General features: G+C 44.1%; 6 protein-coding genes, 2 tRNA genes and 3 rRNA genes. 2 read left to right on the top strand and 9 right to left on the bottom strand.

All coding sequences use genetic code 11. The annotated features are described in order from the left end of the window. Positions 1–607: 607 nt before the first annotated feature. From rrf to OGI71_RS00640, 5 genes are all read right to left on the bottom strand, one after another. A 5S ribosomal RNA gene (gene rrf / locus OGI71_RS00660) occupies positions 608–719 on the bottom strand. Between the two features lie 146 nt (positions 720–865). Then, positions 866–3,747 (bottom strand): 23S ribosomal RNA (locus OGI71_RS00655). A 230-nt stretch (positions 3,748–3,977) separates the two neighbouring features. Then, positions 3,978–4,051 (bottom strand) — tRNA-Ala (locus OGI71_RS00650). Between the two features lie 97 nt (positions 4,052–4,148). Next, positions 4,149–4,225, bottom strand: a tRNA-Ile gene (locus tag OGI71_RS00645). Positions 4,226–4,348: 123 nt separating this feature from the next. Then, positions 4,349–5,876 (bottom strand): 16S ribosomal RNA (locus tag OGI71_RS00640). The 16S, 23S and 5S rRNA genes sit together here with 2 tRNA genes alongside, the layout of an rRNA operon. A gap of 554 nt (positions 5,877–6,430) precedes the next feature. Between OGI71_RS00640 and OGI71_RS00635 the strand changes: the two genes are divergently transcribed. After that, positions 6,431–6,715: a hypothetical protein gene (locus OGI71_RS00635; RefSeq protein ID WP_282253400.1), complete on the top strand. Its 285-nt coding sequence runs from the start codon at positions 6,431–6,433 to the stop codon at positions 6,713–6,715. Between the two features lie 1,025 nt (positions 6,716–7,740). Beyond that, positions 7,741–8,763: a LacI family DNA-binding transcriptional regulator gene (locus OGI71_RS00630; protein WP_282253399.1), complete on the top strand. Its 1,023-nt coding sequence runs from the start codon at positions 7,741–7,743 to the stop codon at positions 8,761–8,763. Positions 8,764–8,898: 135 nt separating this feature from the next. On the opposite strand, the gene uxuA is transcribed toward OGI71_RS00630, so the two are convergent. The 4 genes from uxuA to OGI71_RS00610 all read right to left on the bottom strand — a co-directional run bounded on the left by uxuA (position 8,899) and on the right by OGI71_RS00610 (position 13,557). Beyond that, entirely contained in the window at positions 8,899–10,059 is a 1,161-nt protein-coding gene (gene uxuA / locus OGI71_RS00625; protein ID WP_282253398.1) for a mannonate dehydratase, read from the bottom strand. Positions 10,060–10,071: 12 nt separating this feature from the next. Further along, the gene (locus OGI71_RS00620) at positions 10,072–10,890 is read right to left on the bottom strand and encodes an SDR family oxidoreductase (RefSeq protein ID WP_282253397.1); all 819 of its coding nucleotides are present in this window, start codon (positions 10,888–10,890) and stop codon (positions 10,072–10,074) included. A 106-nt stretch (positions 10,891–10,996) separates the two neighbouring features. Next, positions 10,997–11,158: a cbb3-type cytochrome oxidase assembly protein CcoS gene (ccoS, locus tag OGI71_RS00615; protein ID WP_282253396.1), complete on the bottom strand. Its 162-nt coding sequence runs from the start codon at positions 11,156–11,158 to the stop codon at positions 10,997–10,999. A gap of 5 nt (positions 11,159–11,163) precedes the next feature. Continuing rightward, the gene (locus tag OGI71_RS00610) at positions 11,164–13,557 is read right to left on the bottom strand and encodes a heavy metal translocating P-type ATPase metal-binding domain-containing protein (protein WP_282253395.1); all 2,394 of its coding nucleotides are present in this window, start codon (positions 13,555–13,557) and stop codon (positions 11,164–11,166) included. Positions 13,558–13,562 lie beyond the last annotated feature (5 nt).

The raw sequence follows: 13,562 nt of genomic DNA, 5'->3' as shown, positions 1-13,562 counted from the left end.
AATAGGGCCGCGATTCAAGCTATGTATTTTGAGAGCAAAAGTGACCGTTGTCACTTTCATAGAAGAGATAGGTATATTTTCTTTTGATTAAGGCGGCATTCAATAAGGTTATTTTCATCGTCTGGATGAGAACATCCAAAGGCTATCGACGCTGACCCAGTATATAAATGCCTTATAATTCTGAATAGCTCTTATCAAAAGCAGGAGGTCACTGGTATTTGCTATATAATCTGCTGCTCTACTTCTATTTAGGAAATATTCACATAATAGCAGGTATATTCAATTTAAGATCACTATGGTAAGAGCTGCAATAACATGAGGTAAGATACGGTCTTAGGTGGCAAGCAGGTATACACCGTCATGATAAGGACTGTCCTATAGCCGCATTTTCGCAGTGGATCCAATGCATCGTTTTCTGGAAAGTATATAAACGGAATAATAGCGCAATACTTTAGATCAGTACCCGGCAGAACCGTATTTTATAGTACAACTTCGGAGACTTATCTCTGTGTGGCTTTGTGGCGGCACCACTTTTCTTTGGAACCTTTTGGGAAGTCTGTAAACGAAAGAAGCCCTTGACTGTTTCCAGCAAGGGCTTCCGTGTAAAAAAAGGCACCGACCTACTCTCCCACCTGTTACGGCAATACCATCGGCTCTGGCGGGCTTGACTGCTCTGTTCGGAATGGGAAGAGGTAGACACCGCCGATATAGGCACCTAAAGATCTTGTATAGTATCAAGTTTTAGATAGCAGTATGTAGACTTTCCTGTGAAAGTTTATACCCATCTTATAGCTTAAACCATAATGACATATATATTGAAAGATTAATTCAAAAATTAAAGAGGAAGACAACAGTGTCTGTCTGCTTGAGAAAGCTTCGGGCTATTAGTACCACTTGGCTTTGGTCTCTCAACCTTTACACCTATGGCCTATCAACGTAGTCATCTCCTACGACCCTATAAGGAAGTCTCATCTCGTGGCTAGTTTCGCACTTAGATGCTTTCAGCGCTTATCTATTCCAGACGTAGCTACCCTGCCGTACACCTGGCGGCATAACAGGTTCACCAGAGGTCTGTCCAACCCGGTCCTCTCGTACTAAGGTCAGATCCACTCAAACTTCCAACGCCCACAACAGATAGGGACCGAACTGTCTCGCGACGTTCTGAACCCAGCTCGCGTGCCACTTTAATGGGCGAACAGCCCAACCCTTGGGACCTTCTCCAGCCCCAGGATGTGACGAGCCGACATCGAGGTGCCAAACCTCCCCGTCGATATGAGCTCTTGGGGGAGATCAGCCTGTTATCCCCAGCGTACCTTTTATCCTTTGAGCGATGGCCCTTCCATACAGAACCACCGGATCACTATGTCCGTCTTTCGACCCTGTTCGACTTGTTGGTCTCACAGTCAAGCAAGCTTATGCCATTGCACTCCACGTACGGTTACCAAGCGTACTGAGCTTACCTTTGAAAGCCTCCGTTACCTTTTTGGAGGCGACCACCCCAGTCAAACTACCCACCAAACAATGTCCTCCTCATAAAGGAGTTAGAAACCGAATACAGAAAGGGCGGTATTTCAAGGTTGATTCCACGACTCCTGGCGAAGCCGCTTCAACATCTCCCGCCTATCCTACACATCCTGTACCCAATCTCAATGTTAAGCTATAGTGAAGGTGCATGGGGTCTTTCCGTCCCGTTGCGGGTAATCGGCGTCTTCACCGATACCACAATTTCACCGAGCTCATGGCTGAGACAGCGCCCAGATCGTTACACCATTCGTGCAGGTCGGAACTTACCCGACAAGGAATTTCGCTACCTTAGGACCGTTATAGTTACGGCCGCCGTTTACTGGGGCTTCGATTCAATGCTTCTCTTACGATGACATCCCCTCTTAACCTTCCAGCACCGGGCAGGTGTCAGGCCTTATACCTCATCTTGCGATTTTGCAAAGCCATATGTTTTTGTTAAACAGTCGCCTGGGCCTTTTCACTGCGGCTGCTCTTACGAGACAGCGCCCCTTCTCCCGAAGTTACAGGGCCATTTTGCCGAGTTCCTTAGCCATGACTCACTCGAGCACCTTAGGATTCTCTCCTCGACCACCTGTGTCGGTTTGCGGTACGGGTCTTCATAACCTGAAGCTTAGCGGGTTTTCTTGGAAGTCTGTTTACCTGCTCTATCAGCGCCACCGGAGCTTTGCTGTACTATTGGGGTTCAGCAGGGTCGGCGGATTTGCCTACCGTCCCTATACCTACGCCTTTCAACGAACTATTCCGTCAGTTCGCGGCAGTGTCACTACTCCGTCACCACATCGCAGTTATGAAGAGTACTGGAATATTAACCAGTTGTCCATCGGCTTGCCCCCTTCGGGTGCGCCTTAGGTCCCGACTGACCCTGATCCGATTAACGTTGATCAGGAAACCTTGGTCTTTCGGTGGGCGGGTTTCCCACCCGCCTTATCGTTACTTATGCCTACATTTGCTTTTCCATACGGTCCAACACCCATTACCAGATATCTTCGCCCCATATGGAATGCTCCCCTACCAGATGCATATCTTTCAATGCAAATCCATAGCTTCGGTACCGTTCTTGATGCCCGTTTATTATCCACGCCCGGCCGCTCGACTAGTGAGCTGTTACGCACTCTTTAAATGAATGGCTGCTTCCAAGCCAACATCCTAGCTGTCTGGGCAACCGGACCTCGTTAGTTCAACTTAGAACGAATTTGGGGACCTTAGCTGATGGTCTGGGTTCTTTCCCTCTCGGCCTTGGACCTTAGCACCCAAAGCCTCACTGCCGGCCATATTTAATAGCATTCGGAGTTCGTCTGGATTTGGTAGGATTTGACTCCCCCGCACCCAATCGGTAGCTCTACCTCTATTAAACTCGATGCCGACGCTGTTCCTAAAAACATTTCGGGGAGTACGAGCTATTTCCCAGTTTGATTGGCCTTTCACCCCTACCCTCAGGTCATCCGGAAACTTTTCAACGTTTATCGGTTCGGTCCTCCATTACATGTTACTGCAACTTCAACCTGCCCAAGGGTAGATCACAAGGTTTCGCGTCTACCTCATCTGACTATGCGCCCTATTAAGACTCGCTTTCGCTTCGGCTGCGTCCCTGAAGGACTTAACCTTGCCAGACAAGAGTAACTCGTAGGCTCATTATGCAAAAGGCACGCTGTCACAGAACTTGTCTGCTCCAACCGCTTGTAAGCACACGGTTTCAGGTTCTTTTCACTCCCCTGTTCGGGGTTCTTTTCACCTTTCCCTCACGGTACTGGTTCACTATCGGTCTCTCAGGAGTATTTAGCCTTACCAGATGGTGCTGGTGGATTCCCACAGGATTTCTCCGGTCCCGCGGTACTCAGGATACCACTATGCCAATATTCTTTACCTGTACGGGGCTCTCACCCTTATCGCGCAGTTTCCCACCTGCTTCCAGTTCATAGCATTGTACAATATCGTGGTCCTACAACCCCGACTATGCCGTAACATAATCGGTTTGGGCTCTTTCCCGTTCGCTCGCCACTACTTGGGAAATCATTGTTATTTTCTTCTCCTACGCCTACTTAGATGTTTCAGTTCAGCGCGTTCGCGTATTATACGACTATTCTTCAAATAGTCAGGTTGCCCCATTCGGAAATCTCTGGATCAAGTCGCATTTGCCAATCCCCAAAGCTTATCGCAGCTTATCACGTCCTTCTTCGCCTCTGAGAGCCTAGGCATCCCCCGTGTGCCCTTATTTACTTTCTTCACCGGCATAGCCTTTTGCTACTATGCGGCTGCTTGTGATATATATACCCGTATGCTACGTAAAGATTCGTTCGGCCTTCGACCGAGGGTCTCCTCCCTACATCAAACACATACAAGTATTGTCTCTATACTGTTGTCTTCTCTTGTAATTTTTTTTCTCTTTCAATATGTCAAAGAACTCTTTTTCCGGTTTATATGATATGTATCTGTGATGCATATCCCCGGAGACGTGGAGAATAACGGATTCGAACCGTTGACCCCCTGCGTGCAAGGCAGGTGCTCTAGCCAGCTGAGCTAATTCCCCTTTTTGTTAGACCTGAGATGTTAGACATTAGTCCTTAGATCCCTGTATGTCGCCATCCATTTGTCTAAATACTAGATACTAAATACTCATTACTATCTGGTAGTCCCGAGCAGATTTGAACTGCTGACCCCTACATTATCAGTGTAGTGCTCTAACCAACTGAGCTACGGGACTAGCTATTCTGTTCATCTCTTCTCTCAGGGACCGCTCCTTATAGGGGCGGGCACTTTCTTCTGATGTTTTTTCTTCTTTTTCAATCATATGTAACGTGACGAGTACCGATCCGCGATACTCTAGAAAGGAGGTATTCCAGCCGCACCTTCCGGTACGGCTACCTTGTTACGACTTAGCCCCAATTATCGGTTTTACCCTAACACGCTCCTTGCGGTCACATGCTTTAGGTACCCCCAACTTTCATGGCTTGACGGGCGGTGTGTACAAGGCCCGGGAACGTATTCACCGCGTCATTGCTGATACGCGATTACTAGCGAATCCAACTTCATGGGGTCGAGTTGCAGACCCCAATCCGAACTGTGAATGGCTTTTAGAGATTAGCATCATATTGCTATGTAGCTGCCCGCTGTACCATCCATTGTAGCACGTGTGTAGCCCCGGACGTAAGGGCCATGATGACTTGACGTCGTCCCCACCTTCCTCACTGTTTGCACAGGCAGTCTGTTTAGAGTCCCCACCATTACATGCTGGCAACTAAACATAGGGGTTGCGCTCGTTGCGGGACTTAACCCAACACCTCACGGCACGAGCTGACGACAGCCATGCAGCACCTAGTTTCGTGTCCCGAAGGACGAGACCGTCTCTGATCTCTTCACTAACTTTCAAGCCCGGGTAAGGTTCCTCGCGTATCATCGAATTAAACCACATGCTCCTCCGCTTGTGCGGGCCCCCGTCAATTCCTTTGAGTTTCACCCTTGCGGGCGTACTCCCCAGGTGGATAACTTAACGCTTTCGCTAAGACGCTGGCTGTCTATCGCCAACATCGAGTTATCATCGTTTAGGGCGTGGACTACCAGGGTATCTAATCCTGTTCGATCCCCACGCTTTCGTGCATCAGCGTCAATACCAGCTTAGTGAGCTGCCTTCGCAATCGGAGTTCTAAGACATATCTATGCATTTCACCGCTACTTGTCTTATTCCGCCCACTTCAAATGGATTCAAGCCCATCAGTATCAAAGGCACTGCGATGGTTGAGCCACCGTATTTCACCCCTGACTTAATAGGCCGCCTACGCACCCTTTAAACCCAATAAATCCGGATAACGCTCGGATCCTCCGTATTACCGCGGCTGCTGGCACGGAGTTAGCCGATCCTTATTCTTCCAGTACATTCAGCTCTCTACACGTAAAGAGGTTTATTCCTGGACAAAAGCAGTTTACAACCCATAGGGCAGTCATCCTGCACGCGGCATGGCTGGTTCAGGCTTCCGCCCATTGACCAATATTCCTTACTGCTGCCTCCCGTAGGAGTCTGGTCCGTGTCTCAGTACCAGTGTGGGGGATTCTCCTCTCAGAGCCCCTAGACATCGTCGCCTTGGTAGGCCGTTACCCTACCAACTAGCTAATGTCACGCGAGCCCATCTCTATCCTATAAATATTTAATATAAAACTGATGCCAGTCTCATATATTATGCGGTCTTAATCTCTCTTTCGAGAGGCTATCCCCCTGATAGAGGTAGGTTGCTCACGCGTTACGCACCCGTGCGCCACTCTCACCAATGATAGCAAGCTACCACCGGATCCCGTCCGACTTGCATGTATTAGGCCTGCCGCTAGCGTTCATCCTGAGCCAGGATCAAACTCTCCATTGTAAAATGAAGTTTTTGATTCCAACTATTTACATAATCAGAATTCTTTTTTTATATCTCTGATCTTGGATCGAATTGAACTAATTCTTGAATTTGTTCATGACTTTCGTTTTGTCTACTCGTCACGCTTACATGATTGTGTTTTCTTAAAGAACTTCTCTCGCTTCAACTTCCGTATCCGCTATATTCCGATGAGCATTGCGCTCCTCTTTATCTTTTTATCTTTCCCTCCGTTTCCGTTGGGACTGCAAAGGTAGAAATCTTTTTTGAAATACCAAAAAACTTTTGAAGTTTTTTTTCTCTTCCTTTTTTCCGATTTCCGCGCCTAACTCCCGTCAGACCCTTCTTTTTTCAGTGGTATCCCCTTCCGGAGTAACCGTCCCTCCCTTGCGGAGTGGTGCAAAGATAGGGAGTTTACTAACAAACTTCCAAGACTTTTGTTTTATTTTATTTCAATATGTCTGTAACTCGCTGGAAACTTGGTGGATTGTTTTTGTAGAATAGCATTTCGGGGGGGCGCCGGGGAGCAAAAATGAACGGTTATACGGGAAAATGCTGTGGAAAGGCCGCAGGAACGTGGACGGAGGAACCGCGGAATCCGGCACGGCAGTGGATACACTGGGCGCAGAGGTTATGGAAACGGGGAACTCATGGGAAAAAGTGTCCCCGAGCGAAACGGGACGCAAAAAACAACAGTCGTATGGGGAAGGGCATCCTACCTCTACGCCGCAGTAGGGACAGAAAGCCGGTATGCCCACAGCAGCGAACATCCCGGAAAGATAGACGACCAGAAAAAAAGCCGAAGAGCCGCAGCAGGCAGATCGGATCATGGACGGGCATAAAAACCGAGGCCGGAAACAGACCGCGGAGACTGCAGAAAGATAATGCAAAAGTGGAGTCTTCAAGGTCAGCAGAAATTCATCGTTTAGTTAGGGTTTGTTTAGGTTTAGTTTAGGTATTGGTTAGGTATAGTTTAGATAAAACCTAACCAATACCTAACTGTATTCTAACTTAATAGTAGGTTATTGCTACTTTAATATTTGACTTATATCTAAAAAATACCAAAATTGGTATCCCTACGGGCAAAAGCATCCTGCTTCCGGGCTGTGTTCGCACCTTCCTGTTATCTCCCTCGGCTTTTCTCTACCGTTTATCCATCCATTACCTATCGTTTGTATAGGGGATGGATAGAGAATCTATAGGAAAATCCCGAGCATCGGCGAAGCGGGGACGAGCGATATCCGAACACGGATCAAAAAAAGGCCGTTAGGGGATCCAACCAAAAATGGGCAATACCAGGAGATTCCTTTTATTTTGAATCAAAGGGAATACTTGGGGTTTCACTCCCCTCGTATTAAACCAGTCTCATCCCCAGCCAAGGACCAAACGATAGAACCAGCAGGTTAATATATAATATTCCTTGTGTAGCTCCCGGCTCAATCGGCTGCACAAGGGATAAACCTCGGGACAGCTTCGTATCTCAGTCGGGACAGCTTCGGGGTAAATCCGTATTCTTTCCGTGGTGAGTCCGTGGTGAGTCCGAGTTAAACACGCTAGAACAACAGTACCAGTCTGGTCGAACCATGCCAACATCTACACTTAGCCCCCTTTAAATCCCGATTCAGTTCCGAACAGGTCTCGAACCGCAGCGAAAAAAACATTAAAATAGGCTAAACACTCGGACTCATTGGCTGGAAATGCAGTTTTTAAAAGTAAAAGGATTCAAAAATTTGAATTTGTTAAACATAAAAATGCTATAAACCGGACTATATTATTGTTACAACGCAAACCTTTGATAATTATCAAAAACAGCTGGTTTGTCTTTTTTTTTATGTAGATTTATCTTCTTATAACAACCTCCAAAGTGATGAGCAGAACTACCCTGAAAGATATAGCCTTAGAACTCAACATTTCTGTTTCGACAGTTTCCAAAGCACTATCAGACAGCTACGAAATCAGTGAAGCAACTAAAAAAATGGTTCAGGAGTACGCTAAAAAGCATAATTTCCATCCCAATAAGTTGGCACGAAGTTTAAAAATCGGAAAATCAAATACCATTGGAGTCATTGTTTCCAATATCAGCAATACATTCGTATCTCAAATTCTCGATGGAATTCAGATCGCTTCCCAACAAACCATCTACGATGTTATCTTTATGCAAAGTAGAGAGGATGAACGCGTAGAAAAGAATTGTATAGATGTATTAAGAATGCGAGGCATAGATGGGCTAATGATCGCTCCCGTGTCTTCTGGGTCAAATATTGAAGAGCTTAAAGACCTCATTAAAGCTAAAATACCGGTTGTTATCTTTGACCGCATCAATCACAAATTGGACACATTTAAAGTCGGAGTCAATAATTTTCAAGGAGCATACAATGCAACCCAACACCTTATTCAACAAGGAAAACGGAATATTTTACATATCACAGGAAAAAACCTAGGTGTTGCCGAAGAACGTTTAAGTGGTTTTAAAGCAGCTCTCTCTGATGCGGGCATACCTTTTAATGAAAGACATTACATCGAATGTAGCTTTAACAGCACGGTTGATTTAGACAATAGTATAAAAGAAATTATAATTAAAGAATATATTGATGGCAAAAAAATCGATGCAATTTTCGGCGCAACGGATGTTATCACAACAAGGACATTGGGCATTTTAGCCGAACTTCAGATCAAAGTTCCGACGGAAGTTGCTGTCATCGGATTTTCTAATACACAAATTGCAGCCTCATTAAACCCTGCACTGTCAACTGTCGTACAACCTGCAACTGAAATCGGTGAAATAGCAACAAAAAAACTGATTGACACAATTAATCAGACAAGACCAATTCACGAATTTGAAACCATAGAACTTCCGACACAGCTTGTCGTAAGAAAATCTTCGTTATAACCCCTTCCCTTTTACATCGAAGGAAAATAATAAAAAACAGTCAGAAAATATCGCTTGCGCTATTATCTCCTGACTGTTTTTTTATACTATAACCTTCTCATCAGCGAAAGTAATCACTACAATTATTACAATAGATTACTCACCAGCAATTCCATATTCCAATCCTCGTAATTCAGCTAAACCTCTTAATCGGCCAATAGCAGAATAACCAGGGTTTGTCACCTTGTTAAGATCGTCCAACATCTGATGTCCATGATCAGGTCTAAATGGAATAGCAGTAGATCGCAACTGATTTTCAGCAACCAAAATTTGCATAATTTTATGCATATTCACATCCCCATCCAAATGATCTGCTTCATAGAAACTACCAATGGTATCTTTCTTAACATTCCGCAAATGGACAAAGTTTACCCGCGCCTTTACCTGCTCTAATATCGCCGGTAAATCATTGGTCTGGCTAGCTCCTAAAGAACCTGTACAAAAACAGATACCATTGAATTGTTGAGGCACTTCACTCAAGATATAGCCAAGATCTTCACCATTGCTAGCAATACGTGGCAAACCTAAAATCGGATAAGGTGGATCATCGGGATGGATCGTCATACAGATGCCGTTTGCCTCACATACCGCAGAAATTCCGTTTAGAAAGTAGACTAGATTGCTACGCAAGCCATCCCTTCCAATATGTTTATACGTATCAATACTGGCTTTTAAAGCATCCAATTCCACATTTTTTTCTCCCGGAATTCCCATCAGAACGACATCGGCCAAGCTATCTTTTTGTTGTTCGGAAATTTCACCAAAGCGCTTCGTTGCTCTTTTGACAATATTTTCTGAATAGTCTTTTTCCGCATCAGCTCGTTCTAAAATAAAGATATCAAAAAGTGCCAGGTCAATCCAGTCAAAATAAAGAGCCTTTGAGCCATCTGCCATCACCAAATCCAGTTGCGTTCTGGTCCAATCCAGTACTGGCATAAAATTGTAACAGACTGTTTTAATACCGCATTCCGCAAGATTAGCTAGTGTCTGGTTATACTTAGCGATATATTCATCAACTCGAGGTCCTTTTGTTTTAATTTCTTCATGGACCGTTACACTCTCTACCACGGACCAAACCAAACCTGCATCTTCGATAATACGTTTTCGCTCCTGAATATCGGCAAGAGGCCAAACCTCGCCATGGGGAATATGATGTAGAGCCGTAACGATGCCCGTTGCACCTGCCTGTTTAACATCCTGCAAGGATACTGGATCGTTGGGACCATACCAACGCCATGTTTGTTCTAATTTATTCATCTCAAAATCTCGTTAAACGCCGCACCATGCATTAAAACCACCATCTACAAAGACTGTCTCACCAGTTACAAAAGCTGAGGCATCGCTCAATAGATAGATTAAAGTTCCTTTTAATTCCCGTGGATCTCCCAGTCGGTTATAAGGTGTTCCGCTAAGTATCCGCTTGGTACGTTCACTATAGCTACCGTCTGGATTTATCAATAGATTTTTGTTTTGTTTGGTCAAGAAGACACCCGGCGCAATTGCATTGACGCGAACTTGATCACCATAACGCTGCGCAAGTTCCGTTGCCATCCATTTTGTATAGCCGTCAATACCATGTTTGGCAACTGTATATCCCAATACCCGAGTGAAAGGCCGGTTTGCTGTCAAGGAGGAGATATTTACGATGGCTCCTTTTCCGCTTTCTGCAATTACGCGACCAATAATATGTGTTGGGATAATTGTTCCATAGAGATTTAGCTCGATCGCTTTAATCGTGTCTTGAATATTACTTGCAAATAGATCTTGGTCAGCACCTATTGTCGCGCCTGGAATATTTCCACCGACAGCGTTCACCAGAGCGTCTATTCGCCCCCATTTATCAAGGATCTCATCCTTTGCTCTAATGACATCCTGTTCGTCCATGATATCAACCTCTACAAATATGGCCTCCCCTCCGAGAGATTCTACTTGCTGTACACGCTCTTTTCCGATCTGCTCGTTACGCCCAAGAATAGCTACTTTTGCCCCTGCCTCAGCCAACGCCTCCACAAATGCCTCACCAAGAATCCCCGTACCACCTGTGATCACGACAATCTTATCTTTTAATGAAAATGGATTATTACTCATGTATTTCTATTTCAAATTGGTATTTATCCCCAATTTTATTGATAATAACCTTAATTACAAAAAAAAGTAATTGATTTAATTACGATAACGTTTTAGTTATTACAATTTATTTTTCCACTTCTTCCGCTGTGTCATCATCAAACAAAATTCTTACTGAAGGGGTATAGGTATCATCATGCTGTCCTGACTTATTCGCCCAAAAGAAAGCACATAAAAATACCAAAGCTAATAATACACTACAACCGATTAGAATATACATGATTTCCATAACAACTATAGTTTATGACGTTTTGCATACCATCTTGTCATTAAGCTGGTAAATGAGATAATTGTAACTGTACTTATCGGCATCAAGATTGCAGCAAATAAGGGCGACATAATCCCTTGAATAGCAAAACTCAACCCGATTATATTATAGAGCAAGGATATCCCAAAGCTCATATGGATTACCTTTACAGCATCTTTGCTGAAAGCAAAGAAATCCGATAATTTTGAAAATGACTCACCGTCTAAAATAGCATCACATCCAGGCGAAAAGTTATTGATATCATCACTGACAGCAATCCCTAAATCTGCTTTACGCAATGCTCCCGCATCATTCAATCCATCCCCGATCATACAGACATGTTTTCCCGCCTGCTGAAATTTTTGAATGCGCCCCAGTTTTTCCATTGGAGACTGATTAAACATCAAGCAAGCTTCCGAAGGAAAAATCAATTTTAGCGCATCCATGCGTCGGTCATTATCCCCTGATATCAGGTGAAGATCATAACGAGGTGTGAAATTTTCGATCAAAGCCGGCAAGCCATCTCTCCAAGCCTGTTCCATCGTAAAATATCCTTTCAGCTCTTCGTCGATACGTATAAATACGACAGATCTGTCAGTTTTGATATTTCCTATATTCAAAAAACTGGCACTACCGATTTTGACAACTAGCCCCTCAACCATCGCCTCCATCCCTTTTCCTGGCAACTCTTTAAAATCTCGGACCGGAACATCAGAACACACATCCAGCCATTTCACAATCTCTCGGCTCAAGGGGTGACTAGAATTACGACATACTGCATATACCAACGTTTTTTCATTTGTATTAAGTGAGCCTTCAAAATAAATTGAGGTTGCTTTAGGCGACGAAATAGTTCCTGTTTTATCGAAAACGAGTGTATCTATTGTTGCCATCTGCTCGATTGCCGCTGTATTTTTAACATAGAACTTGTTTCTATCGAAAATACTTAATGCCGCAGATAGGGTAAAAGGAGAGCTCAACGCCAATGCACAAGGACACGCTATAATCAGCACTGCCGTAAAAGCTCCCCAAGCCCTATTGGCGCTTCCGTCCACAGCCCAATATAGTGCTGCGAAAAAAGCGATCGCCAATAAAACAACAGTAAAATATTTACTTATAAAGTTCACAAAAGTCTGAAAATGCTTATCGTAATCTTTATAATTTTCATTATTCCATAATTTGGTCAGATACGACTGTGAAATCGGCTTTATAACCTCCAGTTCGATCGCCTCGCCCGTCTGACGTCCCCCGGCGTAAATAATTTCCCCTAAGGTTTTACTCACAGGACTTGATTCTCCGGTCACAAAACTAAAGTCAATCCCCGCATCGCCTTTTAATAATATGGCATCTGCCGGGATAATCTCATTGTTACGAACAAGTATACGATCACCGATATTAATATCGGCCAATTGCACAGGTTTGTCCCCATCTTCAGTAAGTACAGTTACCGCAACGGGGAAATAGCTCCGATAATCCCTTTCAAAAGAAATATGATAATAGGTCCGCTGCTGCACCCATTTTCCGATCAGAATAAAGAACACCAAACTACATAAAGTATCTGTAAAACCAGCTCCAGTCTGCGTTATTACTTCGAAAGCCGAACGTAAAAACAGGACCAAAATACCCAAGGCCAAAGGGACATCCAGATTCAACCTTTTTTGTTTCAAACTGACATACGCAGACTTAAAGTAATCCGAAGCACAATACAACAAAACTGGCAATCCAAAAGCTAAATTGATATAACCGAAAAAACTCGCATACTCCTTTTCAAATTCTCCCATACCAAAGTAGTCCGGGAAACTAAATAGCATCGAATTTCCGAAACAGAATCCTGCTACTGCAATCTTGGCAACCAAGGGATTCAGGTTATTCTTGTTTCCCTCTTTAACGACATCCTGCAGTGTAATTTTGGGATCGTAACCAATATTAGCTAATAGATATACTAAATCTTTGAGCGGAAGTAAAGTATGATTAAAAGTGATACTGGCCTGTTTTTTCATAAAGTCCACGCGGGACTGTAACACGTTTGGATTTAATTTATAGAGATTTTCCAACAGCCAAATACACGAGCTACAATGGATAGCAGGAATATAAAAGGTAATGATAGTCATCTTATCATCCTTAAAATCGACTAATTTAGCCGCAATCTGTGGCTCATCCAAATACGAAAAATCCGCTTGTTTTTCTTTATTGGATTTTCCAGGATGCTGATTATAACGGTAGTATTGTTGCATCCCCCCATTCTGCAAAACCTGATAGACAGTTTGGCATCCGAGGCAGCAAAAATCATGCTCATCGAGATGGTAACCTGTTTCTTCGATTGTGTCTCCACAGTGGAAACATTTCTCGATTTGTTGTACTTTTTCTTTTGTTACCGCCATATCCC

The sequence above is a fragment of the Sphingobacterium sp. ML3W genome (assembly GCF_029542085.1).
In the GTDB taxonomy this organism is placed as follows: Bacteria; Bacteroidota; Bacteroidia; order Sphingobacteriales; family Sphingobacteriaceae; genus Sphingobacterium.
Note: the sequence above shows the minus strand (reverse complement) of the source record. Positions and strands in the feature narration are given on the sequence as shown.